General features: G+C 68.6%; 25 protein-coding genes. 12 read left to right on the top strand and 13 right to left on the bottom strand.

The genetic code is table 11. The features are described 5' to 3' along the window. Positions 1-7 precede the first annotated feature (7 nt). The 7 genes from NGK62_RS24520 to NGK62_RS24550 all read right to left on the bottom strand — a co-directional run bounded on the left by NGK62_RS24520 (position 8) and on the right by NGK62_RS24550 (position 6621). Positions 8-325, bottom strand: coding sequence for a hypothetical protein (locus tag NGK62_RS24520; RefSeq protein WP_251880724.1), 318 nt, complete (start codon positions 323-325; stop codon positions 8-10). 92 nt (positions 326-417) lie between these two features. After that, positions 418-1314 carry a SphA family protein gene (locus NGK62_RS24525; RefSeq protein ID WP_251880725.1) on the bottom strand — a complete coding sequence of 299 codons (897 nt, stop codon included), beginning with the start codon at positions 1312-1314 and terminating at the stop codon, positions 418-420. Next, entirely contained in the window at positions 1311-2921 is a 1611-nt protein-coding gene (locus NGK62_RS24530; RefSeq protein ID WP_251880727.1) for a phytoene desaturase family protein, read from the bottom strand. Before NGK62_RS24530 ends, NGK62_RS24525 begins: the two co-directional genes overlap by 4 nt. Positions 2922-2946: 25 nt before the next feature. Continuing rightward, complete coding sequence (locus NGK62_RS24535; RefSeq protein ID WP_059379363.1) at positions 2947-3474, bottom strand: flavin reductase family protein; 528 nt, start codon at positions 3472-3474, stop codon at positions 2947-2949. Continuing rightward, entirely contained in the window at positions 3471-4712 is a 1242-nt protein-coding gene (locus NGK62_RS24540; RefSeq protein WP_059379362.1) for a styrene monooxygenase/indole monooxygenase family protein, read from the bottom strand. Before NGK62_RS24540 ends, NGK62_RS24535 begins: the two co-directional genes overlap by 4 nt. A gap of 20 nt (positions 4713-4732) precedes the next feature. After that, positions 4733-5521, bottom strand: a complete 789-nt coding sequence (locus tag NGK62_RS24545; protein ID WP_251880728.1) for an SDR family oxidoreductase — start codon at positions 5519-5521, stop codon at positions 4733-4735. Between the two features lie 179 nt (positions 5522-5700). Beyond that, a complete protein-coding gene (locus tag NGK62_RS24550; RefSeq protein ID WP_251880730.1) occupies positions 5701-6621 on the bottom strand; it encodes a LysR family transcriptional regulator in 921 nt (306 codons plus the stop codon). A gap of 125 nt (positions 6622-6746) precedes the next feature. On the opposite strand from NGK62_RS24550, the gene NGK62_RS24555 reads away from it, so the two are divergent. Genes NGK62_RS24555 through NGK62_RS24565 form a run of 3 tightly spaced genes read left to right on the top strand, consistent with a single transcriptional unit; the run spans position 6747 to position 9281 of the window. Further along, a complete protein-coding gene (locus NGK62_RS24555; RefSeq protein ID WP_251880731.1) occupies positions 6747-7655 on the top strand; it encodes an NAD(P)-dependent oxidoreductase in 909 nt (302 codons plus the stop codon). Positions 7656-7697: 42 nt separating this feature from the next. Next, the gene (locus NGK62_RS24560) at positions 7698-8663 is read left to right on the top strand and encodes a Bug family tripartite tricarboxylate transporter substrate binding protein (RefSeq protein WP_251880732.1); all 966 of its coding nucleotides are present in this window, start codon (positions 7698-7700) and stop codon (positions 8661-8663) included. Positions 8664-8699: 36 nt separating this feature from the next. After that, a complete protein-coding gene (locus NGK62_RS24565) occupies positions 8700-9281 on the top strand; it encodes an amino acid synthesis family protein (RefSeq protein ID WP_251880734.1) in 582 nt (193 codons plus the stop codon). A gap of 6 nt (positions 9282-9287) precedes the next feature. On the opposite strand, the gene NGK62_RS24570 is transcribed toward NGK62_RS24565, so the two are convergent. Then, positions 9288-9977 (bottom strand): FadR/GntR family transcriptional regulator, encoded by a 690-nt coding sequence (locus NGK62_RS24570; protein ID WP_054459156.1) that lies wholly within the window; start codon positions 9975-9977, stop codon positions 9288-9290. Between the two features lie 174 nt (positions 9978-10151). On the opposite strand from NGK62_RS24570, the gene NGK62_RS24575 reads away from it, so the two are divergent. The 7 genes from NGK62_RS24575 to NGK62_RS24605 all read left to right on the top strand — a co-directional run bounded on the left by NGK62_RS24575 (position 10152) and on the right by NGK62_RS24605 (position 17048). Beyond that, positions 10152-11723: an amidase gene (locus tag NGK62_RS24575; RefSeq protein ID WP_251880735.1), complete on the top strand. Its 1572-nt coding sequence runs from the start codon at positions 10152-10154 to the stop codon at positions 11721-11723. A 168-nt stretch (positions 11724-11891) separates the two neighbouring features. Further along, positions 11892-13097, top strand: a complete 1206-nt coding sequence (locus tag NGK62_RS24580; protein WP_059379355.1) for an ABC transporter substrate-binding protein — start codon at positions 11892-11894, stop codon at positions 13095-13097. A gap of 116 nt (positions 13098-13213) precedes the next feature. Further along, the gene (locus NGK62_RS24585; RefSeq protein WP_059379354.1) at positions 13214-14104 is read left to right on the top strand and encodes a branched-chain amino acid ABC transporter permease; all 891 of its coding nucleotides are present in this window, start codon (positions 13214-13216) and stop codon (positions 14102-14104) included. A 2-nt stretch (positions 14105-14106) separates the two neighbouring features. Further along, entirely contained in the window at positions 14107-15087 is a 981-nt protein-coding gene (locus NGK62_RS24590; protein WP_251880737.1) for a branched-chain amino acid ABC transporter permease, read from the top strand. Continuing rightward, on the top strand, positions 15087-15824 hold the full coding sequence (locus NGK62_RS24595) for an ABC transporter ATP-binding protein (protein ID WP_251880738.1): 738 nt from the start codon (positions 15087-15089) through the stop codon (positions 15822-15824). Before NGK62_RS24590 ends, NGK62_RS24595 begins: the two co-directional genes overlap by 1 nt. After that, a complete protein-coding gene (locus tag NGK62_RS24600) occupies positions 15817-16551 on the top strand; it encodes an ABC transporter ATP-binding protein (protein ID WP_059379352.1) in 735 nt (244 codons plus the stop codon). Before NGK62_RS24595 ends, NGK62_RS24600 begins: the two co-directional genes overlap by 8 nt. Continuing rightward, complete coding sequence (locus tag NGK62_RS24605) at positions 16551-17048, top strand: ureidoglycolate lyase (protein ID WP_059379351.1); 498 nt, start codon at positions 16551-16553, stop codon at positions 17046-17048. Before NGK62_RS24600 ends, NGK62_RS24605 begins: the two co-directional genes overlap by 1 nt. 1 nt (position 17049) lies before the next feature. On the opposite strand, the gene NGK62_RS24610 is transcribed toward NGK62_RS24605, so the two are convergent. The 3 genes from NGK62_RS24610 to NGK62_RS24620 form a co-directional block, all read right to left on the bottom strand. After that, positions 17050-17679: a class I SAM-dependent DNA methyltransferase gene (locus NGK62_RS24610; RefSeq protein ID WP_059379350.1), complete on the bottom strand. Its 630-nt coding sequence runs from the start codon at positions 17677-17679 to the stop codon at positions 17050-17052. A 166-nt stretch (positions 17680-17845) separates the two neighbouring features. Continuing rightward, complete coding sequence (locus NGK62_RS24615) at positions 17846-19702, bottom strand: phosphoenolpyruvate carboxykinase (GTP) (protein WP_059379349.1); 1857 nt, start codon at positions 19700-19702, stop codon at positions 17846-17848. A 145-nt stretch (positions 19703-19847) separates the two neighbouring features. Further along, positions 19848-21470, bottom strand: coding sequence for an acyl-CoA synthetase (locus tag NGK62_RS24620; protein ID WP_118934954.1), 1623 nt, complete (start codon positions 21468-21470; stop codon positions 19848-19850). Between the two features lie 124 nt (positions 21471-21594). Between NGK62_RS24620 and NGK62_RS24625 the strand changes: the two genes are divergently transcribed. Then, positions 21595-22335 carry a TetR/AcrR family transcriptional regulator gene (locus NGK62_RS24625; RefSeq protein WP_251880740.1) on the top strand — a complete coding sequence of 247 codons (741 nt, stop codon included), beginning with the start codon at positions 21595-21597 and terminating at the stop codon, positions 22333-22335. Here the strand turns inward: NGK62_RS24625 and NGK62_RS24630 are convergent. Beyond that, positions 22284-23195, bottom strand: coding sequence for an SDR family oxidoreductase (locus tag NGK62_RS24630; RefSeq protein WP_251880741.1), 912 nt, complete (start codon positions 23193-23195; stop codon positions 22284-22286). The genes NGK62_RS24625 and NGK62_RS24630 overlap by 52 nt on opposite strands. Before the next feature lie 137 nt (positions 23196-23332). Between NGK62_RS24630 and NGK62_RS24635 the strand changes: the two genes are divergently transcribed. Next, positions 23333-24127, top strand: a complete 795-nt coding sequence (locus NGK62_RS24635; protein WP_251880743.1) for an enoyl-CoA hydratase/isomerase family protein — start codon at positions 23333-23335, stop codon at positions 24125-24127. Here the strand turns inward: NGK62_RS24635 and NGK62_RS24640 are convergent. Then, entirely contained in the window at positions 24124-25002 is an 879-nt protein-coding gene (locus NGK62_RS24640; protein ID WP_251880744.1) for a LysR family transcriptional regulator, read from the bottom strand. The genes NGK62_RS24635 and NGK62_RS24640 overlap by 4 nt on opposite strands. Positions 25003-25084: the final 82 nt, after the last annotated feature.

Genomic DNA, 25084 nt, shown 5'->3' on the forward strand with positions numbered 1-25084 from the left:
CCCGGGCCTACGGCTGTTCAATCCACGGCGCCATCGCCTCGTCCCGGCTCCAGTGACGCCAGCCGTACCGGTAAGCGTGCTGCAAATAGGGTCCGCGCAGGATGCGAGGCTCACTGTCCGTGGCCTGTTCCGTGCCAAGCAAGTGCAGAACCTGGGCCCAGTCCGCCAGCCCGCCCCGGGCGCCGCGCAATGCCGCATCCGCAAGCCGTCCGGCCTCTTCGACAGATTCCGCCCGCACCAGGAAGCAGGTATCCGCGCCATCCGGACCACCTGTGTACGGGTCCTCGGATTCGTTGCCCCAGCGTATCGCTTCGTACAGATTCATGTCCCTGCCCCGTCCCGTCGACAGCGCAACGATACCAGCAGAACAGCCCTGCAGAGACCGACAGCCAGGGCCTTCCAGTGCAGCCGCCAGGCCTAGAACGGTATCCCCAGCTTCACATACAGCTGCGCGCCCTCGGGCCGGTTCTTGACCTTGAAATCCTGCTGCCACTTCGCAGTAAACAGCCAGCCCTTTTCATTCATGTACCGCACCGAAGGGCCGAAGCCGAAAGCCCGGGCGCGGCCGGCGGCGCTGTTGGGGCCGCTGTCGTCCGTGACCTGCTGGAAGGCGTAGCCGCCCACCCCCAGCACCCAGCCCTTGCCCACGCCCCAGCCCAGCGCGTAGTCGGCGTGCAGGGCCTGGCCCGAGCGCGTGTCAGTGGCGGAATTGGTGAAGTTGAAGTCGTACATGACTTTCAGGTCGGCGTTGAAACCGTCCGGACTGATGCGGCTCAATGCGAACACCGGCTGCGCGGTCCAGTAGTTCTTGCCCAGGCTGGACGGGTCCTTGCGGTCGTACTCGCCGGTGGGTGCGTACATGTCCAGCCCCACTACGTAATGCAGGCTTTCGGACGGGTGATAACCCAGCGCCACGCCCAGCGTCATGTCGCCCAGGCCGGTGCTGCGGTTGCGCTGTCCGGCCGCCTTGGCGGTCACGTCCAGCAGCGGCGCGATGGCGTGGAAGGCCAGCTGTCCGCCCATGACCTGCTGCTGCGTGACCCAGATCAGGCGCGGGGCCAGCACGTTGACGTCCACCTTGAAGCCGGGCACCGGCACGCGCTGGCCGTCATTGCCGCGCAGCGTGTCGTAGCGCGCCCCGCCGGCATAGACCAGCATGTGCACGCCCGGCGGCGGCAGCGCGCCCGACATGAAGTTTTCCAGGCCGTCCGGGTAGATGCCCAGGCCGCCGCCCTCGGTGGCCTGGGCCCCCGCGCTGGCCAGCGCCAATGCCAAGGCGCTGGCCAGCCGCCGGAGTTTCAGGTGTCCGTTCATGTTCCCCTCCTGCCTATTTGTTGTGCGACGAGATAGCCGGAGCCGCCGCCCAGGCCGGGGCCCGGGTGGGTGGCGGCGCCAATGTGAAAGAGATTGCGCAGCGGCGTGCGGTGGCCGCGCGCGCCCTGGCCGCCGGCAAAGGGCCGCAGCCAGAAGAACTGGTCGGGCGAACACACGCCCGAGTAGGGATCGCCGCCCACCAGATTGCAGTTCAGCCCTTCCAGGTCCGCCGGCGAGTACGCGCGCCGGCCGACGATGCGCCGCGCCAGGCCTGGCATCACGCGCTCCATGCGCGCCTGCACCCGGTCGGCCATCGCCTCGCGCAAGGCCTCGTTCCAGCGGCCGTCGGCGGGCGCGGCCAGCTCGCCCGCGGCATCGCCCTTGATCCGCGCCGGCAGTTCCTGCATCTGCACCCATAGGATCCAGCCGCCGGGCGGCGCGCGCGTGGGGTCGACCGCGACGGGCTGGCCGATGGCCAGCGTGGGACGCGCGGGCAGCAGGCCGTTGTTGGCCTCGGTCACCGAGGCGCAGACCTGCTCCATGCTCTCGGTCAGGTGCACCAGCGGCACGTGGCGCAACTCCGGCGTCAGCCAGTCCGGCGGCGCGTTCAGCGCAAAATGGATCTGCATGCCGCCGCGGCCGTAGCGATAGCCGGCGGCGCGTTCGCGCACGGCGGGTGGCGCATCGGGCAGCAACCGCCCGTACAACTGGCCGGGCGTCACGTTGCAGACCACGGCTTCTGTCGCGCGATACTCGCGTCCCCCCGCCAGCACGCCCACCGCGCGGCGCCTCTTGCCCTGGCCGCTAGTGATGACGCGTTCGACCTCGACGCCAGTCTGCAAGCAGCCGCCGTGCCGTTCGATGACGGCGGCCAGCGCGTCCACCACGCCGCTGCCGCCGCCCTTGACCACCGGCATGCCGCCGGCCACCACCGCGGCGAAAGTCAGCTTGCCGATCAGCGCGGAACAGGCGTCGTCCGGACCCAGGCCGGTGTGCAGCACCCAGGGCGCGATCAGCGCGCGCGCGGCATCCGACTGCAGCGCGCGTTCGGACCAGCGGCGAAAGCTCTCCATCGAGTCGGCGGCAAAGGCCGCCAGGCCGTCCATGCCGCGCTTGCGCCATTCGCCGAACAGCAGTTTGAGCATGCCCGCGCCGTAGGGGTTCTGCCCCAGCAGGCCGAAGGTCAGCGCCGCGTCCTCGCCGAACAGGCGCTGCGCCATCGCACCGAAGGCCGCGCCGTCGCCGGGCGCCCAGGCATCCAGCCGCCGCGCGCTGTCCGCCACGTCCTGCTTCAAGGCCAGGCCCGAGCCGTCGGGCAGCACCAACCCGGTGGCGTACTCGCCCTGCATGAATTCCAGCCCGGCCTCGTGCAGCGCGGGCTTGAGCGCCGCGTAGGCCGGGCTGCCCATGAACAGCGGATACCAGCAGGACAGCACGTCGTGGCGGTAGCCGGGGAACAGCTCCTCGGTGCGGATGCAGCCGCCCAGCCTGTCGTTGCGTTCCAGCACCAGCACGGACTTGCCGCGCTGCGCCAGCAAGGCGGCGCAGACCAGCGAATTCATGCCGCTGCCGACGATGATGACCTGCGCCTCTGACTCCAGGGGCATGATGCGCTCCGATGAAAGTGGGCCGCTATGCGGCGGTCAGCGCGGTAAAGCGCCCGGCATGGAACACCAGGGGCGTGGCCGCCACGCTGGCCACGCGCAGCACCCGGCCGAACAACAGCAGATGGTCGCCCGCGGGGCTTTGCTGGTCGTTGGCGCAGACCAGGGTGGCCACCGCCCCTTCGATGGCGGGCACGCCTTCCGGCACATCGTGCACGGGTGCCCCCGCGAACTTGTCCGGCACCGCGGAACTGGCAAAGCGCATTGCCAACTCTTCCTGGCCGCAGGCCAGAACGCTGATGGTGAAATGACTGCAATCGCGGAACGCCGCCAGGTTGGGCGAATGGTTCACCAGGCTCCACAACACCAGCGGCGGGTCTAGCGACAGCGAGGCGAAGGAGTTGATGGTGAGCCCGACCCGGCGGCCGTCCGGACAACGCGTGGCGACGATGGCCACGCCGGTCGGATAGCTGCCGAGCACGCCGCGCAGGACCTTGGGGTGCAGATCGGTGCAGCCCCAGTCCAGGGGCAGGCCCGCCGCGCAATCGGGCTTCATGCCGCCGCCCGCGCCGGCTGCGCCGCGATGAAGGCTTCGCAGGCCGTGGCGTCGCCCCACCAGGGGTACAGCGACGGCGGATGGTTGAAGCCGTTGGCGATGGTACTGGCGATCGCCGGCGTGTGGTCCGCGGCCTGCAGCAGCTTGAGCAGGTGAGGCGGCGGCGGCAACAACATCGAATTGGTCCATTCCACCACCGCGCCCGCGTAGTCCCAGAAACGCTCGAAGGTGCGCTGCATCCATTCCGCCGTGAAGGTGGCGTCGCCATGCGACAGGATCGCGTCCAGGTACACGGCGCAGGCCTTGGTGGCGTTGTTAGAGCCCTGCCCCGTGATCGGGTCGTTGGTCACCACCGCATCGCCCAGGCCGAACACCAGCCGGCCCGACGGCAAGGTCAGCACCGGCTTGCGCACCGTGGGCGCGAAGCTGCCGGCCAGGATGCCGTTGGCGTCGGTCAGCTCCACCGCGCTGCAGCGCTCGGCCTCCCAGGGCAGATAGGCGTGCAGGATATGCAGGCTTTGCGCCAGATGCTCCTGCGGCGACTTGATGTCGCGCCAGCAATCCATCGGACCACCGGGTACGCCTTCGAACACCATGATCTCGCAGGGACCGCTGACGGTCAGCGCCGGAAACACGAAGTACTCGCCCACGCCCGGAATCAGGTTGAAGGCGACGCGCGAATGCTCCGGCGCCGGGCGCATGCCGTGCACATAGGTCAGCGCCAGCGCGCGCTGCGGCCGGTCAAAGCGCGAGCGCAGCGCATCGCGCTCGAACAGTTTGACCACCTCGCCCTTGCCCGCGGCCAGCAACACCAGGTCGTGCGAGGCCGCCAGCAATTCGAGTTCGGCCACGCCGCCGTCCTGGATCAGCAGCCGGCCGCCGCGCGCGGCGAACAGCTCCATCCAGGCCGGCATCTTGATGCGCTGGTCCACCGCCTGCGCGGGACGGTCCAGGCGCGCGACCCAATCGATCAGCTTGTGGCCGGGCCGCTCAGGATGCGGTATCGCCAGGCCGATGCCGTCGACGGTCGGACAGTCGGCCTCCCACTGGTTCAAACCCAGGTCACGCTCGACCTGCAGCGAGGCATCGAACATGCACTGGCTGGACATCACTTTGCCGCGCCGGATATCGTCCGGCTCGCGGTTGGTGACGACAGTCACTTCATATCCTTTGTCCAGCAGTCCCAACGCCAGGGGCAGGCCGGCCTGCCCTCCACCCACGATCGCGATTCGACGCATGTCTGTTCTCCTTTGTATGGCTAGGCGGCCAGGCGCGGAATCGCGGGCTTGGCCTGTTCGGGGCCCATGACGGAATAGCCGCCGTCCACCGCGTAGTCGGCGCCGGTGACGAAGCTGGCATGGTCTGAAAGCAGGAAGGCAACCACCTCTGCCACTTCGGCCGGATCGCCGGCGCGGCCCAGCAGGTGGTAGTCCGCGGCCACCCGGTCGGTCTTGGCGCGGTCGCCCTGCGTCAGCTCGTCCATCACGCGCGACCAGGTCCAGCCTGGCGACACGGAGTTGACGCGTATGCCGTCGGCGGCATAGTCCATCGCCATGTTGCGGGTGACCTGCAGCAGCGCCGCCTTGGACACCGGATAGAGCCAGCGTCCGGTCTGCGCGACGCGCGAGGAGATGCTGGTGAAATTGACGATGGCCCCGCCGCCGGCGGCAAGCAGATGCGGATGGACCGCGCGCGCGGCCATCACGGCGCTGACCACGTTCACGTCGAGCGCGCGCAGCCAGTCGGCGCGGCCCGATGCGGCGCCGTCGTCCAGGTAGGTCGCGGCCAGGTTGACGAGAAAATCGATGCGGCCGAAATGCGCCGCGGCATCGGCCACGCCGCGTTCCAGTTGCGCGTCCTCCGCGATGTCCACCGGCCAGAAGCGCGTGCCGGCCGGATCGGCGGCGGCCACGCGTTCGCCGCCGGCCGCGTCGATATCGAACAGCGCCACGCGCACGCCGTAGGCGCGCAGCGCGGCGACCACGCCCGCGCCGATCAGCGTGGCGCCGCCGGTCACGATGGCCACTTTATTGTCCAGACCCTTCATCGCATCACCTCACCGTTGGCTGATTGAGTGAGGCGAATACTGGCGCCGCGCGCCGCGGCCGCGTTAGCCGGATCCGGCCGACGCTATCCGCAAACTGCGTTTATTCGAGGCAAGCTTGCGCCAGGTCCAACAGGCGTGTCCGAAAAATGCGCCGGCTGTCCGTTCCCTGCGGATGCCGGCTACGCAGCCGGCCGGGCGCGGCCCGGCTTGCGCGAGGTCCGCGCGTGCTCTTTGATCAGGCGCACGAAGCGCTGCACCTGGCGGCCGGGGCGCTCGAAGCGCGAACGCACCAGGCTCAGCGACAGCGGGATGGACTCGCGCAGCGGCCGCGTCACCACGCCGGGCCAGCCCTGCTGCCCGACCGAGAACTCGTCGACGATGGCCACGCCCGCGCCCACCCGCACCAGGGCGCAGGCCAGTTCGGCGCGCACGATTTCCACGGCCGGATTCCAGCTTACCCCGGCACGCTGGAAGGCCGCGGCCACCAACTGTCCGAACGGGATGTTGCGGTTGTAGAGGATCAGCCGGCACTCGGCCAGCTCGGCCAGGCTGACCGCCCGTTTTGCGGCCAGGGCATGGCCTTGCGGCAGGATGCAGACCATCTCGCCGGTGGCCAGCGGCTCGACCACCAGGTTGGGATGGTCTATCGGCAGCACCGACACGGCCAGTTCCGCCTTGCGTCCCAATAGCTCATGCGTCATGTCGGACAGCAGCGTGGTGTGGAACTTGAGCCTGACGTTGGGATAGAGCTCCATGTACTGCGCGATCACGGGCGGCACGAAGTTCAGCGCCAGGCTGGGGCTGGAACACAGGGTCAACGCGCCCTCCGGCCGCTCGGCCAGGTCGCGCGCCAGTTCGTCGATGCGCAGGGCTTCGTCGAACAACGGCCCCACCTCCTGGAACAGGCGCTGCGCTTCAGGGGTGGGCGTGAGCTTGCCCTTGTCGCGTTCGAACAGTTGCAGGCCCAGGCTTTGCTCGGTATGGGCGATGAGGCGGCTGACCGCGGGCTGCGACACGAACAGCAGCTTGGCCGCACCGTTCATGGAACCGGTCAGCATCACCGCCCGGAACGCTTCCATCTGCCTGAGCTTGAATCGCATGGCTGATCCGATAATCGTTTGTTATAACCCCTGGCCAACTTAGCATAAGCGCTGAAATCACGCATTCATTAGCATCCCAGATGGCTCCTGGCGCGCTTTCCAGGACGATTCGATAAAGGGAATGCATGACACTCACAGTAGGTTTCGTGGGCTTGGGCATGATGGGCCTGCCCATGCTGGAAAACCTCGCCCGCGGCGAGGAGCGCTACAACATCCTGGCGTATGACCGCGACCCCGCGCGCCTGGAGCGCCTGGCGGACCACCCCGCCTGGAACCAGACGCTCAAACCGGCCGCCGGCCTGCAGGCGCTGGCCGCCTGCGACGTGGTCATCACCATGCTGCCCGACAGCGCCATCACCAACGCGGTGATCGAAGGCGAACACGGACTGGCGGGCGTGATGCGCCCCGGCTCCGTGCTGCTGGACATGGGTTCGTCCAACCCGGCCGAAACGCTGCGGCTGGCGCCGCTGTTGCGCGCGGCGGGCGTGACGCTCATCGATGCCCCGGTGTCGGGCGCAGTGGCCAAGGCGGCCGCCGGCACCCTGGCCATCATGGTGGGCGCCGATGCCGAGGGCCTGGCGCGCGTGCGCCCGCTGCTCTCGCGCATGGGGGCTTCGCTCATCCACACCGGCGCCGTAGGTTCCGCCCATGCCATGAAGGCGCTGAACAACTACGTCTACGCGGCCGGCCTGCTGGCGGCCAGCGAAGCGCTCCTGATCGCGCAGCGCATGGACCTGGACCTGGAAGTGTTCACCGACGTGCTCAACGCCTCCAGCGGCCGCAACGTCGCCACCGAAACCAAGCTGCGCCAGTTCATCGTGCCCGGCAGCTACAACGGCGGCTTTGCCCTGGCGCTGATGGCCAAGGACCTGCGCACCGCCGATGCGCTGCAGACCCTGGCCGGCGTTCCGGCCTCGCAGCTGTCGCTGTGCACGGCGCTGTGGCAGCGCGCGCTTGCCGACATGCCCGCCGGCGTCGACAACACCGAAATCCACCGCTACCTGCAAGGCCTGGAAGCCCCGGCGCCGGCCTGAAGCGCCGGACGCCAACGATAACGAGATCCACAGGAGACAAGCATGAAACGATCCGCCGCCGCGCTTGCGCTGGCGCTGGTTCTGGGCGCGCCGCTCGCGCCCGCCGGCGCCGCGGGCTATCCCGACCACCCCATCCGCATGGTCGTGCCCTTTCCGCCAGGCAGCATCACCGACGTGGTGGCCCGCAGCCTGGGTAAGGCCATGGCCGACGATTTGGGCCAGCCGGTTGTGGTGGAGAACAAGCCCGGCGCCAACGGCATCATCGGCACCCACGACGTGGCCCGCACCAAGCCCGACGGCTACACCCTGGTGGTGGTGGGCGTGTCCACGGCGGCCAGCGGCGTGAGCCTGTTCAAGGACCTGCCCTACAACCCCGCCACCGACCTCACGCCCATCGGCGCCGTCGCCGAAACGCCCTATCTGCTGGTGGGTTCGCCACGCATGCCGGGCACCCAGGTATCCGATCTGTTTGCCTACGGCGCCCAGCATCCGGGCAAGCTGACCTATGCCTATGGCTCGGGCAGCGCGCAGGTGTTCGGCGCCAAGCTCGCGGCCATGGGCAAGATCAACGTCACGCCAGTGCCTTATCGCGGCGGTCCGCAGGCGCTCACCGACGTCATCGGCGGCACCGTCGACCTTACCTTCACCGATATGGCCAACGGCCTGCAGCAGGCGCGCGCCGGCAAGGTCAAGACCTACGGCGTCAGCACCCCCGAACGCTTTCCGTTGGCCCCGGACATTCCCACGCTCAACGAAACCGGCGCCGCCGGCTTCGACCTGACCGTGTGGTTCGGCCTGATGGGTCCGGCCGGCCTGCCCGCGCCCGTGGTCGAACGCCTGTCGCAATCGCTGGGCAAGGCCCTGGCCAACGGCGAACTCAGGCAGACCTATGAACGCCAGGGCCTGACCGTCAAGCAGCAGACGCCGGCCGAATTCGGCGGCTTCGTGCGCGCCGAGATCGACAAATGGGCCGCCATCGTCAAGGAAACCGGCATTCCGCCGCAATAGAACACCCTCTTTCAACCGCTACCAGGAATTCCCCGCATGTCGCTGATCGATATCCGCAAACGCTGCCTCATCGTCGAGACCACTTACCACGAGAACGGCCCGGCGCCCGAACGCCCGCTCAAGCTGGCGGCTTCCTGCGCCGTCATCCGCAATCCCTACGCCGGCCGCTACGAACCGGACCTGATGCCCTTCATGGCGGAACTGCGCAGCCTGGGTACGCTGCTGGCGACCGAGTTGGTCGAGACGCTGGGCGGCAAGGACCAGATCGAGGTCTACAGCAAGGCCGCCATCGTCGGCCTGGATGGCGAAATGGAGCATGGCGCGGTCTGGCACGAGGCCGGCGGCTGGGCCATGCGCAGCGTGCTGGGCGAACCCAAAGCCATGGTGCCCGCCGTCAAGGCCGTGGCCGTGGCCGGCTACCGCATGATGGTGCCGGTGCACTACATCCACGCTTCGTATGTGCGCAGCCACTTCAACAGCATCGAGATCGGCATCCAGGATGCGCCGCGTGCCAACGAGATCCTGTTCGCCCTGGTCATGGGCACGGGCGGCCGAGTGCATTCGCGGCTGGGCGGACTGACCAAGCAAGCCGTGTCCGTGCACGACGGACAGCGCTAGGGAGACTCAGGCGCCCGGGATCGTCAGCGACAGGCCCGCGCGGTCGGCCACGTTGCAGATGTGGGCGCGCATGGCGCGGCGCGCGGCGTCGGCGGAACCGGTGGCCAACGCGTCGATGATGGCCGCGTGCTCGTAGATCGGCTCGCGCACGCGCGCCGGATCGGCGAACGCGACCTGCCGGCTGCCGTCCACCACTTCGGCGATGTTCTCGGCCAGGTCCAGCAGCATGGGGCTGCCGGCGATCTCGTACAGGCAGGCGTGGAAGGCGCGGTCGCCTTCCGACATGGCCACCAGGTCGCCAGCGTCGGCGGCCTGCTCCATGTGCGTGATGGTGGCGCGCAGGCGGGCCAGCCCCGCCTGGGTGACGACGCCCGCGGCCAGGCCGGCGGCCAGCTCCTCCAGCTGGTTGCGCACCAGATAGACGTCGCGCAAGGCATAGCGGCCCTGGAAGCGCCAGCGGCCGTAGGCGCTGCCCAGGCCTTTTTCGCCGGGCCGGGCGATGAACACGCCGCGGCCAGCTTCGCTGCGCAGCAGTCCCAAGCCTTCCAGCATGGTGATTGCCTCGCGCAGCGAGGCGCGGCTCACGCCCAGTTCCTCGGCCAACTGGCGCTGCCCCGGCAGCTTGCCGGCCTCGGCCCAATCGCGCTGGCGGATGCGGGCCTGCAACTGCTGGGCTATGTGTTCGACGGTGTTCATCGCGGAATTCTCAAGGCAGGGGTGCGCGGCTACCGCCCGGTTTGGCGTTGACAGCCATATACTGCCTGGGCATTATGACATTCAACTGGTCTGACCGGTTAGGATAAAGCCGTACTGCAAAGCGCCCCGGCACGGCCGCGGGCCCCACGCACTCTCTCGTACATAGCGCCGCTCATGACCGACCTCTACGATCGATTTGCCCGCGCCGTCGACGCCATGGCCCGACTGGCTGACTACCCCTATTCCGAACGCCGCCAGGCCTGGCTGGACCGGCTGCGCGTCAATCTGCCCGAACTCACCGTGCTGGACTCGCTGGCGCCGGAAGCCGAGCTGGGCTACCTGGCGCCGCCGCCCGCCGCGCCCGCTGAACGGCTGCCCGCTGCGCAGGCCGGCCGCGGCGTCGCGGTGTCGCGCCATGCGCGCGGCATCGCCGCGATTGCCCGCGAATGCCGCGAGGACCCGGCGCGCGCCGCCGACGCCGCCCGCGCCGCGCTGGCCGCAGCCCGGCAGCAGGCCGGTCTGAATGCCTTCATCAGCCTGTCCGACACCCCGGCGCTGGACGGCGCCGCGGCCGCGGCCGCGCGCAGGCTGCGCGAAGGCGCGGCCATGCCGCTGATGGGCGTGCCGATCGCCGTCAAGGACCTGATGCAGGTCGCAGGCTTTCCCCAGACCAACGGCAGCGGCGGCCTGAAGCCGCCGCCCGCGTTGCACGATGCGCTGGCCGTGGCGCGGCTGCGCGAAGCCGGCGCGCTGGTGGTGGGCACGACCAACCTGCACGAGCTGGCCTACGGCATCACCAGCGAAAACCCGCATTACGGCTGGGTCGGCAATCCGCGCGGGGCGGGCTATACCGCGGGCGGCTCCAGCGGCGGCTCGGCCGCGGCGGTGGCCGCCGGCATCGTCCGCCTGGCCATCGGCACCGACACCGCAGGGTCCATCCGCATCCCCGCCGCCTGCTGCGGCGTGGTCGGCTTCAAACCCACCTTCGACGCCATTTCGCGCGAGGGCGCGCAGGCGCTGGGCGCCAGCCTGGACCACCTGGGTCCCATAGCCGCCAGCGTGGCGGATGCCGCCCTGGCCTATTCGATCATGTCGGGCCAGGCCGAACGCACCGTCAGCGCCGGCGCGCTGACGGGCCTGCGCGTGGGCGTGCCGCGCAATTACTTCTACGACCCGCTGGCCGAGGACGTGGCGCAGGCAGTCGACCATGCGCTGGCGCAGATGCAGGCCGATGGCGCCACGCTGGTGCCGCTGGACCTGCCCGGCGTCGAGCACAGCGCGGCGCTGCAATTCGCCACCCTGTGCAGCGAAGCCACCGACATCCACTGGCGCCGGCTGGTCGACCAGCCCGAGACGCTGGGCGACGACGTGCGCGTGCGCCTGGAGATCGGCCAGTTCTTCCCTGCCACCTGGTACACGCGGGCGCAGCGCGGCCGCGCCGCGCTGGCGCGCATGTTCGACCAGGCGATGCAGTCGGTGGACGTGCTGGTCACCCCCACGCTGCGCATCGAGCCGCCGCGCTCCGGCGCCGGCGCGGTCACCATCGGGGGCCGCGAAGTGCCGCTGCACACCGCCGTCACGGGCCTCACCATGCCCTTCAACCTGACCGGCATGCCGGCGTTGACGCTGCCCTGCGGCAGCGGCCGCAACGGCTTGCCGCTGGGCTTGCAGATCGCCGGTGCGCGCGGCGCCGATTGGCGCGTGCTGAACACCGCCGCCCGCGTGGAAAGCCTGCTGGCGGCCTGACGCCGCCGCCGGGGCCGGCGCCATCGCCGGCCCCAGTCTCCATGCTGGTAAGCCCTAACTGGTCAGACCGGTACTACAAGATTACAAACAAGCAGAGTTCCCGCCCGCCGACGCCTCGCCCGCGCGAGCGACGGCATCGCCGTTGATCCTTTCCAAAAGGAAACCACGATGAAACTGCTCCGCTTAGCCGCAGCCGTATCCGCGGTCGTACTTGCCTCTGCCGCCCACGGCGCCGATCCTGTCGTCATCGGCGTGAGCATCGCGCAGTCCCCGCCCGGCTCGGTGGTGCAAGGCACCCAGGTGAAGGACGGCGTGGAAATCATCGCCAAGATGATCAACGACAAGGGCGGCGTGCTGGGCCGGCCGCTGAAGATCGTCTACGAAGACAACCAGGGCATTCCGGAAAAAGGCCGCGCGGCGGCCGAGAAACTGATCTCGCGCGACAAGGTCGTGGCCGTGACGGGCGGCCACCAAAGCTCGGTCTGCCTGGCCGAAATCGAAGTCGCGCACCGCTACAAGGTGCCCTACGTCAACACCAATTGCTGGTCCGACGACGTGCGCGCCAAGGGCTATCCGGAAGTCTTCAATCCGGCCAACTACAACACCCGCGTCTCCAGCGCCATGGCCGACACCATCGCGGCGCTGAAGGTCAAGAACGTGATCGCCTTCGCCGAGAACACCGACTACGGTATCGGCCAGGCCAAGCTGCTGGGCGAGTTCCTCAAGAAGGCCGCGCCGCAGACCCAGTACAAGTACGTGGCGCTGGACCGCGCCGGCAAGGACTTCACGCCGGCCGTGCTGCCGTTGCGCGCAAGCCCGCCGGACCTGGTGGTCAACATCATGCTGCCGCCGGCCGCCTACATCCTGATGAACCAGCTCTACGAACAAGGCGTGGCGCCCAGCGCCAAGACCTGGTTCTACGACGGCGCCGGCATCGCCGACTATCCGGACTTCTGGAAGAACGTGAAGGAAGCCGGCAAGTACATGCTGGCCTTCGGCCTTTACCACCCGCAGATGCCCATGCCGCAGATGGGCCTGGACGTGGCCGCCACTTACCAGAAGCAGGCCAAGACCGAACCCAACCGCCTGATCTTCCAGGCCGCGGACTCGGTGCTCCTGATCGCCCGCGCCATCGAAGAGGCCAAGTCCACCGACAGCGCCGCCATCATCAAGGCGCTGCAAGGCATGCAGTTCGAAGGCGTGCGCGGCAAGTTCGGGTTCTCGCAGCAGCCCGGCTACACCTACCAGCAGTGGGTCGACATTCCCTACGTCACCTATCAGCTGACCGAGGTGGACCAGCCACTGAGCAAGACCACGCTGATCCAGGCCACCGGCCAGCCGCTGCAGGTCGACAAGCTGGTCAAACCGAAATAGTGGCGCCCCCACGCTGCGTCTTCGGCTTGCTGCCCCGACAGCAAGAAGGCTGGATCGCCTCCACGCCGTGACCGCAACACGCGCCGGGGCCGCGCCCCGGCGCCAGGGAGAATCGAGTGCTGGCATTGGACCTGTTCGTCAACGGCCTGATCATCGGCCTGTACTACGCGCTGATGGCGGTCGGCCTGACCATGATCTTCGGCATCCTGAAGGTCGTGAACTTCGCCCATGGCGAGTTCTACATGATAGGCGCCTACACCTACACCCTGGTGTCGCTGGCCCTGGGCGTACCACCCTGGCTGGCGCTGCCGGTGGCGGCCGCCGCTGGCGCGCTGCTGGGCTGGGCCACGGAACGCTGGCTGATGCGTCCGCTGTATGCGGGCTACGGCTCCTGGGGGCTGATGAAGGACGAGTACGCGGTGGTCGTTACCTTCGGCCTGTCGCTGCTGCTGATCAACCTGGTGGACAAGGTCGTGGGCCCCTACCCCATGCGCGGCCCGGCGCTGTCCGACGTGACGCGCATGGCGATCGGCCCCTTCATGATGAGCGGCCAGAAGCTGATCACCGCGGGCCTGTCCATCGTGCTGCTGATCGGACTGGCGCTCTTCATCAAGCGCTCGCTGTGGGGCCGGCAGGTGCAGGCGGTGGCGCAGAACCGGCTGGGCGCCTCTATCGCCGGCATCGACACGGCGCGCGCCAGCAGCATCATCTTCATGGCCTCCGGCGTGCTGGCGGCGCTGGCCGGCGCGCTGCTGGCGCCGGTCATCAACCCGGCGCCGGACGTGGGCGCGTTTCCGGCGATCAAGTCCTATGTGATCGTGGTCATAGGCGGCATGGGCTCGATTCCCGGCAGCATCGTCGCGGCGCTGGCGCTGGGGGTGCTGGAGAGCTTCGGCGCGGTCTACCTGTCCTATGACTACCGCGACACCTTCGGCCTGGCCTTGCTGATCCTGATCCTGCTGTTCCGGCCCAAGGGCCTGTTCGGCGAACGCGCGCGGGAGGTCTGAACATGGATCCACTGACCCATCCCAATCTGCTGCGCAACAAGCTGACCCAGGAAATGCGGCTGTCGCTGGCGTTCCTGGCCGTGCTGGCGCTGCTGCCGCTGGGCGTGTCCTCGCCGTACTGGCTGGGCGTGCTGATCGTCAGCATGTACTTCGCCATGCTGGCCTGCGGCTGGAACCTGCTGGCGGGCTATGCCGGCCAGTTCTCGCTGGCGCCGGCCGCCTTCGCCATGCTGGGCGGCTACACCACTGGTCTCCTGGCCTATCACTGGCAGGTGCCGCTGTGGCTGGGCCTGCCGCTGTCCGCGGTGGTGCCCGGACTGGTCGGCTTGGTGCTGGGCCGCATCGTGCTGCGTCTGTCCGGGCCCTACCTGGCGCTGACCACGCTGTCCTTCGCCGAGATCGTGCGCCTGGTGATCTACAACTCCATCGACTTCACGCGGGGCGACCAGGGTCTGCACGTGCCGGCGCTGCTGGAGAGCCGCGTGGGCAACTATTACCTGTTCCTGGCCGCGCTGGCGGCGGTGACGCTGCTGATCTTCCTGCTGCTGCGGGCGCGCCCGGGGCGCTTCCTGCAGGCCATCCGCGACGACGAGATCGGCGCGGCCAGCCGCGGCATCGACGTGGTGCGCTACAAGACGCTGGCCTTCCTGGTCAGCTGCGCCATCTGCGGCTTCGCCGGCGGCCTGTACGGCACCTTCGCGCAGCTGGTCAGTCCGGAACTCGGCATCGTGACGCAGACCGGCATGGTGATTGCCATGGTGGTGATCGGCGGCATGGGCACGCTGGTCGGGCCGCTCCTGGGTGCGGTGCTGGTGTACGTCGCGTCGGAACTGCTGCGCGACGCGGGCAACATCCAGATGATCGTATTCGCGCTGCTGGTCATCATCTTCGCGCGCTTCTTCCGCGAAGGGCTGTGGGGCCTGGCGCGCCGCGCCTTCCTGCGCCGATCCAGCGACGCCCGCGCCAGCGCCAGGGGGGCCTGATGCCACTGCTGCAGATATCCGGAATACAAAAACGCTTCGGCGGCCTGCTGGCCGTGAACGGCGCGGGCATGAACGTCGCCGACGGCGAGCTGCTGGGACTGATCGGCCCCAACGGCTCCGGCAAGACCACCCTGCTCAATGTGCTGTCCGGCCACCTGGCGGCGGACGCGGGACAGGTGCTGCTGGACGGCCGCAGCGTGATGGGCCTGAATCCCACGCGGCTGACGCGGCTGGGCGTGCTGCGCATGTTCCAGATGACCCGCGTCTTCAACCGGGTCAGCGCCTATGACAACCTGATCGTATGCGGGCTGGCCATGGGCCTGGACGAAACGGCCGCCAGCCGCCGCGCGCTGGATCTGCTGGACGAGCTCAAGCTGGCCCACGTCATGCACCTGGACGCCGGACAGCTATCGGGCGGACAGAAGAAGCTGTTGGAGTTCGGCGCCTGCTTCATGGCGCAGCCGCGCATCGCGCTGCTGGACGAGCCCTTCGCCGCGGTGCATCCGGTCATGAAGGAAACCATGTCGGAATTCATCCGCCGCCGCAACCAGAGCGGCCAGACCTTCATCCTGGTCAGCCACGACATGCCGGTGGTGGTGGACTTGTGCCCGCGCTCGGTGTGCATGAACGCCGGCCGCGTGCTGGCCGACGGCCCCACGCAGCAGGTGCTGCGCGAACCCGCGGTGATCGAAGCCTATCTGGGCGAACCGGGACAAGAGGAGCAGGACCATGCCTGACACGCTGCTCGCCATGGAAGGCGTGACCGCGGGCTACATGGGCGACATCGACGTGCTGCGCAACGTCTCGCTCACGGTGCAGGCCGGCCGCATCAGCGGCCTGATCGGCCTGAACGGCGCGGGCAAGTCCACGCTGATGAAAGCCATCTGCGGCTTCCTGCGGCCCAAGTCCGGCCGCGTCACGCGCGCCGGGCGCGACATCTCGGGCCAGCCGCCGCACCGCATGATCGACGACGGCCTCTGGTACATCCCGCAGGAGTCCAGCCTGTTCCCCTACCTGACGGTGGAAGAGAACCTGCGCCTGCCGCTGGAAGGCCGGCGCAAGCGCTACGGCGACGTGCTGGAGCCGCGCTTCAAGGAAACGCTGGAGCGCTTTCCGGTGCTGAAGGAAAAGCTCAAGGACCAGGCCGGCAACCTGTCCGGCGGCCAGCAGAAATCGCTGGAATTCGCCAAGGCCTACATGGTGCAGCCGCAGGTCTGCCTGATCGACGAGCCCAGCATCGGCCTGGCGCCGCGCGTCGCGGCCGAAGTCTTCCAATGGATCCGCGCCTTCGCCGACGCCGGCATGGGCATCCTGCTGGTGGACCACAACGTGCGCCGGGTGGTGGCCATGTCCAACCACATCTACGTGCTGAGCCTGGGCGAGATCACCGCCTCGGGTTCGCCGGAGGACTTCGCCGGCGACCTGCACGAGCAGGTGCGCGAATGGCTGGGGATCAATTTCTGATGGCCGCCCGCACCCTGATCGCCCAGCCCCTGACACCCGAGACCTTCGCTCCCTATGGCGAAGTCGTCAGCAGCGCCGGCCGCGCCGGCCGTTCCATCAACGCCGGCACCTCGCTGCGGGTGGAAATGGGCGAACCCGATCTGCTGGACGCGGAAGGCCGGCCTTCGCTATCGGTTTTCCGCGCGCAGGCGATCGCCCTGCCCTTTGCCGCGCGCATGCTGGAACGCCACAGGCTGGGCAGCCAGACCTTCCTGCCGCTGGCAGGCACGCCTTATGTGGTGCTGGTGGCACTGGGCGCGGAGGCGCCGGACCTGGCCACGCTGCGCGCCTTCATGGCGGGCGCGGGCGTGGGCATCACGCTGCGCAGGGATGTCTGGCACCACCCGCTGATGGCGCTGGCGGACGGCGAATTCGCCGTGCTGGAGCGCGCAGGCCCCACGGTGGATTGCGAAGTGATCGATCTGCCGGATGCGCCCTGGACCATCCAGGCCGCCTGAACTACACCGTACGCCGCCAGACGCTGGCCAGCCAGGGCTGTTGCTCGCGCGGCAGGCCCTGCGGCCGGTAGTAGTGTTCCAGCGCCTCGAAGCCGGCCGCCGTCAGCAGCGCGCTCCAGCCTTCCAGGTCATGGTAGGCGCCGTAGCGCCCGCGGTTCCAGCCTTCCTGGTTGCCGCCGCGCGGGTTGGAGCTGAACAGCACGCCGCGCGGCTTGAGCGCGCCATGCAAGGCGCGCAGCACCTGCGGCAGTTCCTGGCCAGGCACGTGGAACAAGGCGGCGTTGGCAAAGATGCCGTCGAAGCGCTCTGGCGGCAACGCCAGGCGCAGGAAGTCCTGCTGCCAGACCTCGCAGCCAGTGGCCTGCCGCGCCATCTCGACAAAGCGCGGCGTCCCGTCCAGGCCGACCGGCCGGTGGCCCAGGGCCGCGAACGTTTTCAGGTCGCGGCCCGGCCCGCAGCCGAAATCCAGGATGTCGTAGGGAGGATCGCCTTCGATGTGGCGCAGAAGCGCCGCAATGTTCTGGCTGACGTCATGGTCGCGCGTGCCGGCCTCGAACGATTCCGCGTTCTCTTGGTAGTGCGCGACGGTCAGGGAGCTGATCTTGGCGAGGTCTTCGGCGTCGAGTTTCATGGGGTGATTGTGCAGCAAAAAACCGCATGCGGCCGTCGCCGGAAGCCGGCTCCGTCCGGCTGTCTGGCAACCGGGCGGATCCGTCTCAACCTGCGCAAGCTTCCCATGGAGTGTCAGACGCCGGCAGTGCGCCAGCGTCGGACACCCTCTCGACGCCCTGCCGGCCTCAGGCCGCCAGGCGGCCTTCGATGCTGGCCTTGGTGGCCGGCAGGTCTGCGGGCAGGCCCTGCTTGAGCTGGGCGAAGAGCTCCTGGTGCAATGCCAGTTCGTCGCGCCAGGCGGCGGCGTCGACCGACATGACCTGTTCGAACTTGTCCGGGCTGAACTCCAGGCCGGTCCAGTCGATGTCCTGGTAGCTCGGCGAAATGCCGAACACCTGGTCCACGCCCTTGGACTGGCCGTCGATGCGGCCCAGCATCCAGCGCAGCACGCGCATGTTGTCGCCGAACCCCGGCCAGACGAACTTGCCGTCCGGACCCTTGCGGAACCAGTTGACGCAGTAGATGCGCGGCAAGGTGGCGCCGGCGGCTTCCAGCTGCTTGCCCAGCTTCAGCCAGTGGCTGAAGTAGTCGCTCATGTTGTAGCCGCAGAACGGCAGCATGGCGAAGGGATCGCGACGCACCACGCCCTGCTGGCCGGCAGCGGCGGCGGTGGTTTCCGAGCCCATGGTGGCGGCCATGTAGACGCCTTCGACCCAGTTGCGGGCTTCGGTGACCAGCGGCACGGTGGTGGAGCGGCGACCGCCGAAGATGAAGGCGTCGATGACCACGCCTTCGGGGTTTTCCCATTCGGGGTCGATGGACGGGCATTGCGCGGCCGGCGCGGTGAAGCGCGCGTTCGGGTGCGCGGCCTTGCGGCCGGTTTCGCGCGCGATGGCGGGCGTCCAGTCCTGGCCCTGCCAGTCGATCAGGTGCGCCGGCGGTTCGTCCGTCATGCCTTCCCACCAGACGTCGCCGTCATCGGTGAGCGCCACGTTGGTAAAGATGACGTTGGCCTTGAGCGTGGCCATGGCGTTGAAGTTGGTCTGCTCGCTGGTGCCCGGGGCCACGCCGAAGTAGCCGGCTTCCGGGTTGATGGCGTGCAGGCGGCCGTCCTTGCCGGGCTTGATCCAGGCGATGTCGTCGCCGATGGTGGTGACCTTCCAGCCGTCCATGCCTTGCGGCGGGATCAGCATGGCGAAGTTGGTCTTGCCGCAGGCCGACGGGAACGCGGCTGCCACGTGATACTTGCGGCCCTTGGGCGAGGTCACGCCCAGGATCAGCATGTGTTCGGCCAGCCAGCCCTGGTCGCGGCCCATGGTGGAGGCGATGCGCAGCGCGAAGCACTTCTTACCCAGCAGCGCGTTGCCGCCGTAGCCCGAGCCGAAGCTCCAGATTTCGCGGGTCTTGGGGAAATGGACGATGTACTTGGTCGGGTTGCACGGCCAGGCCACGTCGGCCTCGCCTGCGGCCAGCGGTTTGCCCACCGAATGGACACAGGGCACGAAGTCGCCGTCGGCGCCCAGCACGTCATAGACCTGCTTGCCCATGCGCGTCATGATGCGCATGTTCACGGCCACGTAGGGGCTGTCGGACAATTCCACGCCGATGTGGGCGATGTCCGAACCCAGCGGACCCATCGAGAACGGCACGACATACAGCGTGCGGCCGCGCATGGCGCCGTCGAACAGGCCGTTGAGCGTCTCGCGCATGGCGGCGGGCTCGGCCCAGTTGTTGGTCGGGCCGGCGTCCTCGGCGCGATCGGAGCAAATGAAGGTGCGGTCCTCCACGCGGGCGACGTCGGAAGGATCCGAGCACGCCAGGAAGGAATTAGGCCGCTTGGCGGGGTTCAGCCTGCGCATCGTGCCCGCCTGGACCATCTGTTCGCACAGCCGGTCATATTCTTCCTGGGAACCGTCGCACCAGACGACCTGGTCCGGCTTGGCCAGCGCCACAAAGCTGGCGACCCAGTCGATCAGGCCGCGGTGCTTCACATAGGCAGGCACGTTCAAGGCTGCCAATCCCCCATCCAAAGGCTTATTCATCGGGGTTTATCTCCATACTAGTAAGGCTAATGGTGATACGGCCCCAATTGGCATGGGGCCGTATCAATTTGCGCCATCATACTTGCAGCGGCTGGTTGCCCGTCAACCCATCCTCTTGGACGACATTGTCACCGGTTGAGACGGGTCAGGCGTAGCGGCCGTCGCGCAGCTCGCGGCGGATGATCTTGCCGGTGGCGGTCGTCGGCAAACTGGTTACAAAGCGGATCGCGCGCGGATACTCGTGGGCCGCCAGGCGCTTGCGCACGTGGGCCTGCAGCTCCTGCACCAGCGCGTCGCTGCCTTCGTAGCCGGCGTTCAGCACCACATAGGCCATCACGATCTCGGTGCGCTGGGCGTCCGGCACACCCACCACCGCGGCCATGCGCACGGCGGGATGGCCGATCAGGCAGTCCTCGATGGGTCCCGGGCCGATGCGGTAGCCGGCGCTGGTAATGACGTCGTCGTTGCGGCCGACGAAGCGGATGAAACCCTGCGCATCGCGCACGCCCTGGTCGCCGGTCAGCAGGTAGTCGCCCGCGAATTTTTCGGCGGTGGCCTCGGGGTTGTTCCAATAGCCCAGGAACATGACGGGGTCCGGCCGCAATACGCCGATATTCCCCTCCTGTCCATCCGCCACTTCGACACCACGGTCATCCACAATAGCAACCCGGTGGCCCGGCGCCGCGCGGCCGATGGCGCCAATGCAGGGGGCGAACAGGGACGAGCAGGACGACACCAGCATGTTGCATTCGGTCTGGCCGTAGAACTCGTTGATGGTCACGCCCAGCACGCGCCGGCCCCAGTCTATGAGTTCGGCCCCCAGCGACTCGCCGCCGCTGGCCACCGAGCGCAGCGCCAGCGCGCCGGCGCCGGCCGGCAGCTCGGCGCCGCGCATCATCTTGAGTGCGGTGGGCGGCAGGAAGGTGTGAGTCACGCCATGGCGCGCCATCAGCTCGAAGGCGCTGGCGCCGTCGAACTTCTCGAAGCGGCGCGCCAGCACCGGCACGCCGTGGTGCCAGGACGGCAACAGCACGTCCAGCAGGCCGCCGATCCAGGCCCAGTCGGCCGGCGTCCACATCAGCGCGGCATTCTCCGGGAAAAATTCGTGCGACATCTCCACGCCCGGCAGATGGCCCAGCAGCACCCGGTGCGCGTGCAGCGCGCCCTTGGGCTTGCCGGTGGTGCCCGACGTATAGATGATGACGGCCGGGTCGTCGGCCGCCGTCGCCACCGGCGTGTAGTCGTCGGATTCGGTGGCCAGCGCAGCGTGGAAAGGCACGGCGTCGTCCGGGCAGTCCGGGTCGATGCAATAGACCACCTTCAGGTCGGGCAGCCCGGCGCGGATCTCGCGCAGCTTGCGGCAGCCTTCCGCGTCGGTCACCAATGCGGCCGCGCCGCTGTTGGCCAGGCGGTACTGGATCGCGTCCACGCCGAACAGCGTGAACAACGGCACCGCCACCGCGCCCATCTTGTAGACCGCGATATGGGTCACCGCCGTTTCGGGCGCCTGCGGCAGGTAGACGGCGACGCGGTCGCCGCGCTTGACGCCGTGGCGCTCCAGGCTGTGCGCCAGGCGGTTGGACTGGGCCCTGATCTGATCGAAGGTGTAGCGCGATTGCGCGCCGTCGCTCTGCTCGTAGATCAGCGCCAGCCGGCCGCTGCCGTCGGCCCACTTGTCGCAGGCGTCGACGCCGATGTTGTAGGCCGCCGGCACCTGCCATTGGAACTGGGACGCGAGCTGCGCGTAGGAATCGGCTCTGGACAGCATGGTTTGTCTCTGATGTTGTTGTCGAACGCGCCGGCGCCCGGCGCCAGCGATGTAACGTCTTGCCTCAAACTTGACCCTGGCTCAATAATAAGCCCCCGCCCCTCCCCAGCCCACTCCCCGCCGCATGGAAAAAGCCGCCACCGTCCCGATGCGCCGCCCGCCGGCCAGCGCCAAATCCGAACAGCGCATCCGCGACATCCTGCGCGTCGCCCGCCAGGTCTTTTCCGAAGCCGGCTTCCAGGCGGCCACCACCACCGAAATCGCGCAGCGCCTGGGCGTGTCCGAAGCCACCGTGTTCACTTACTTCGGCGGCAAGCGCGAACTGTGCGTGCGGGTGATCAGCGACTGGTACGACGAGATCATCGCCAAGGTCGAGGACAGCCTGCCCCACGTGCACGGCGCGCGGGCCCGGCTGCATTACCTGGTGCATGCGCACCTGCGCCACCTGTTGGCCGAAGGCACCGGGCTGTGCGCCTTCATCCTGTCCGAAGGGCGCGCGCGCAACGACGATTTCGGCGAGGTCTACGCGGAACTGCAACGCCGCTACACCGCGCCGCTGATGGGCATCCTGGCCCAGGGCCAGGCCGACGGCGATATCCGCCGCGACATGCCGCTGCGGCTCTTGCGCTCGGCCGTCTACGGGCCGATGGAGCACGTGCTGTGGGACGCCATCCTGCGCGGCGCGCGGGTGAACGTGGCCGCCACCGCCGACCAGCTGGTCGGCTTTCTGTGGCAGGCGCTGCAACCGCCCGCGCAGGACGCGCTGGCGCTCGCGCAATTCCGCGGCGAAGTACGGGACGCCCTGCATCGGCTTCAATCGTCGGAAAACAAGGACGGCGGCTCGTACAGAGGAAAGCCGTTGTAGGCCTCGCCCCGCTCGGCGGGCGCCAGGGTCCAGGAATGGCGGGCGTTGGGCACGCCGCCATCCACCCGGATGACGCTGCCGTTGATGAAGGCGGCGGCCGGCGACAGCAGGAACACCACCGCCGCCGCCAGCTCGGCCTCGGTGCCGAAGCGCTGCAGCGGCACCTTGGTGCGCAATTCGCGCAGCACGGCGCGGTAGTCCTCGTCGTAGCTGTCCATGCCGCTGGAAGCGATCCAGCCCGGCGCCACCGCGTTGACGCGCACGCCCGCATGGCCCCATTCGCAGGCCGCGGTTTCGGTCAGGTTCCAGACGCCGGCGCGGGCCGCACCCGAATGCCCCATGCCCGGCATGCCGCCCCAGATGTCGGCCAGCATGTTGACGATGGCGCCGCCATGCTGGCGCATGTGCTGGGTATAGACCTCGCGCGACATCAGGAAGGTGCCGTGCAGATTGTTCTGCACCACCGCGTTCCAGCCGTTGTAGCTGATGCGGTCCAGCGGCGCGGGGAACTGGCCGCCCGCGCAATTGAACAAGCCGTCGATGGCGCCATGCCGCGCCAGCGCATCGGAAACCGCGCCGCGCACGCCGGCCTCGTGGCGAATGTCGCAGGCGTGCACGCTGATGCGGCTGGCGGCCTCCGGATAGATGCGGGAGATTTCGTCCTGCGCCGCCTGCAGCTTGTCCAGCTTGCGCCCCACCAGCGCCAGGCCTGCGCCCAGCGACGCCAGCTCGTGCGCGGTGCAGCGGCCCAGGCCGCTGCCGCCCCCGGTCACGACGATGGTCTTGCCTTGATACAGGCCCGGCCGGAATACCGACGCGTAGCGCTGGCCGGCGGCCGCGCCGCCTGCGTTCTGGCTCATGTCTCGCTCCATTATTTTTTTTGAGGATAACTCAATATTTGTTCCGATTCGATGGCCGGAACAGAAATTTCAACCTAGAATCGATCGTTAGTCCCGTTGCTTTGTTGAGCTTGAATCAAGAAAACTGGAGACCAGGAATGACCACGCCCGCCCCGCTGGACGTCGCCCACGACGGCCCCATCGCCCGCCTGACGTTGAACCGCCCCGACATGCGCAACGCGTTCGACGACACGCTGATCGCCGCCCTGACCGGCGCCGTGCAGGCTGCGGTGGACGATCCCGCCGTGCGCGTGCTGCTGCTGACCGGCGCCGGCAAGGCCTTCTGCGCCGGCGGCGACCTGAACTGGATGCGCAAAATGGCCACGCTGACCGACGCCGAGAACCGCGCCGATGCGGCCAAGCTGGCCCGCATGCTGCACGCGATCTGGTCCTGCCCCAAGCCCGTGGTGGCCTGCGTCAACGGCGACGCCTATGCCGGCGGCATGGGCCTGGTGTCGGCCTGCGACATCGCCATCGCCGCGGACAGCGCGCATTTCTGCTTGTCGGAAACCCGGCTGGGGCTGCTGCCCGCCACCATCAGCCCCTACGTGCTGCGCGCCATGGGCGAGCGCGCGGCCAACCGGTACTTCCTGACCGCCGAGCGCTTCGACGCCGCGACCGCGTTCCGGCTGGGATTGGTGCACGATATCGCGCCCCTGGCCGAGCTGGCGCAGCGCGCCGAGGCGCTGTGCCACGCCCTGTGCGACAACGGCCCCGGCGCGGTGCAGGCCAGCAAGCGGCTGGTGCGCGATTTCGCCGGCCAGGAGATCGACGCCGCCCTCATCGCCGACACGGTGGAGCGCATCGCCGCCGTGCGCAGCACGGACGAAGCGCGCGAAGGGGTCAGCGCCTTCCTGGAAAAGCGCGAGCCCGCCTGGCGCGCAAAGCGCTAGGCGCCCAGCCGCTCGGCCAGGAAATCCACGAAGGCCCGCAGCTTGGGCAGCGGGTGCCTGCTGTCCGGCCACAGCACGGAAAAGCGGCCACCGGCATCGAGACAGTCGTCCAGCACGGTGGCAAGACGGCCTTCGTCCAAGGCCGCCCGCAGCGCAAAATCGGGCAGATAGGCCAGGCCCAGCCCAGCTTGGGCCGCGCCGATCAACGCCTCCACGCTGTTGAAGCTCAGCGCCGCCGGCGCGGGTGCGACAGGGCCGTCGCGGAACTGCCATGGCTGCACCTGGCCCGTGCCCGGATAGCGATAGGCCAGCCTGGCATGTCCGTCCAAGTCGCCCGGCGCTCGCGGCGTGCCACGGGCGGCCAGATAGGCGGGCGCGCCCGCCACCACGAAGCGGTAAGGCCGCAGCGGCCGCGCCCTCAAGCGCGAATCCGCAAAGTCGCCGCTGCGTATCACCGCGTCCAGCCCCTCGCCGATGACATCGACGATGCGGTCGTTGAAATCCAGTTCCAGCTCGATCTCGGGATAGCGGCGGGTGAACTCGGGCAGCAATGGCAGCAGCAGGCGGTAGCCGATGGCCGGCACGCTGACCCGCAGCCGGCCGCGCGGCGCCTCGCGGCCCCGCGTCACCTCGGCTTCCGCTTCCTCCAGTTCGTTCACGATGCGCAGGCAGCGCTCCAGGTAGAGCGCGCCCTCTTCGGTCAGGCTGATGCGCCGCGTGCTGCGGTTAAGCAGGCGCACGCCCAGCCTGTCCTCCAGCCGTGCCACGCTCTTGCCCACGGCCGAGGCCGACAGGCCCAGATGCTCCGCGGCCGCGACATAGCTGCCGCGCTGTGCGGCGTGGACGAAGGCGTGTATTCCGTTCAGGCTGTCCATTTCCGCCCCATTAAGGATTATTTATCCGCTCAGACAGGATATCGGCGGTGTTTTTGTTTCATTGACGCAATTTTATCCTTCA

It is taken from the genome of Achromobacter sp. Marseille-Q4954, assembly GCF_943737025.1.
GTDB classification, from domain to species: domain Bacteria; phylum Pseudomonadota; class Gammaproteobacteria; order Burkholderiales; family Burkholderiaceae_B; genus Achromobacter; species Achromobacter bronchisepticus_A.

Bases quoted from the DNA above. Each gene is read 5' to 3' on its own strand.
- NGK62_RS24610 (WP_059379350.1), bottom strand. From the start codon at position 17,679: ATGAAACTCGACGCCGAAGACCTCGCCAAGATCAGCTCCCTGACCGTC.
- NGK62_RS24540 (WP_059379362.1), bottom strand. From the start codon at position 4,712: ATGCGTCGAATCGCGATCGTGGGTGGAGGGCAGGCCGGCCTGCCCCTG.
- NGK62_RS24535 (WP_059379363.1), bottom strand. From the start codon at position 3,474: ATGAAGCCCGATTGCGCGGCGGGCCTGCCCCTGGACTGGGGCTGCACC.
- NGK62_RS24635 (WP_251880743.1), top strand. From the start codon at position 23,333: ATGACCACGCCCGCCCCGCTGGACGTCGCCCACGACGGCCCCATCGCC.
- NGK62_RS24560 (WP_251880732.1), top strand. From the start codon at position 7,698: ATGAAACGATCCGCCGCCGCGCTTGCGCTGGCGCTGGTTCTGGGCGCG.
- NGK62_RS24525 (WP_251880725.1), bottom strand. From the start codon at position 1,314: ATGAACGGACACCTGAAACTCCGGCGGCTGGCCAGCGCCTTGGCATTG.
- NGK62_RS24530 (WP_251880727.1), bottom strand. From the start codon at position 2,921: ATGCCCCTGGAGTCAGAGGCGCAGGTCATCATCGTCGGCAGCGGCATG.
- NGK62_RS24640 (WP_251880744.1), bottom strand. From the start codon at position 25,002: ATGGACAGCCTGAACGGAATACACGCCTTCGTCCACGCCGCACAGCGC.
- NGK62_RS24575 (WP_251880735.1), top strand. From the start codon at position 10,152: ATGACCGACCTCTACGATCGATTTGCCCGCGCCGTCGACGCCATGGCC.
- NGK62_RS24605 (WP_059379351.1), top strand. From the start codon at position 16,551: ATGGCCGCCCGCACCCTGATCGCCCAGCCCCTGACACCCGAGACCTTC.
- NGK62_RS24565 (WP_251880734.1), top strand. From the start codon at position 8,700: ATGTCGCTGATCGATATCCGCAAACGCTGCCTCATCGTCGAGACCACT.
- NGK62_RS24620 (WP_118934954.1), bottom strand. From the start codon at position 21,470: ATGCTGTCCAGAGCCGATTCCTACGCGCAGCTCGCGTCCCAGTTCCAA.
- NGK62_RS24625 (WP_251880740.1), top strand. From the start codon at position 21,595: ATGGAAAAAGCCGCCACCGTCCCGATGCGCCGCCCGCCGGCCAGCGCC.
- NGK62_RS24555 (WP_251880731.1), top strand. From the start codon at position 6,747: ATGACACTCACAGTAGGTTTCGTGGGCTTGGGCATGATGGGCCTGCCC.
- NGK62_RS24570 (WP_054459156.1), bottom strand. From the start codon at position 9,977: ATGAACACCGTCGAACACATAGCCCAGCAGTTGCAGGCCCGCATCCGC.
- NGK62_RS24615 (WP_059379349.1), bottom strand. From the start codon at position 19,702: ATGAATAAGCCTTTGGATGGGGGATTGGCAGCCTTGAACGTGCCTGCC.
- NGK62_RS24580 (WP_059379355.1), top strand. From the start codon at position 11,892: ATGAAACTGCTCCGCTTAGCCGCAGCCGTATCCGCGGTCGTACTTGCC.
- NGK62_RS24520 (WP_251880724.1), bottom strand. From the start codon at position 325: ATGAATCTGTACGAAGCGATACGCTGGGGCAACGAATCCGAGGACCCG.
- NGK62_RS24550 (WP_251880730.1), bottom strand. From the start codon at position 6,621: ATGCGATTCAAGCTCAGGCAGATGGAAGCGTTCCGGGCGGTGATGCTG.
- NGK62_RS24545 (WP_251880728.1), bottom strand. From the start codon at position 5,521: ATGAAGGGTCTGGACAATAAAGTGGCCATCGTGACCGGCGGCGCCACG.
- NGK62_RS24630 (WP_251880741.1), bottom strand. From the start codon at position 23,195: ATGAGCCAGAACGCAGGCGGCGCGGCCGCCGGCCAGCGCTACGCGTCG.
- NGK62_RS24595 (WP_251880738.1), top strand. From the start codon at position 15,087: ATGCCACTGCTGCAGATATCCGGAATACAAAAACGCTTCGGCGGCCTG.
- NGK62_RS24600 (WP_059379352.1), top strand. From the start codon at position 15,817: ATGCCTGACACGCTGCTCGCCATGGAAGGCGTGACCGCGGGCTACATG.
- NGK62_RS24590 (WP_251880737.1), top strand. From the start codon at position 14,107: ATGGATCCACTGACCCATCCCAATCTGCTGCGCAACAAGCTGACCCAG.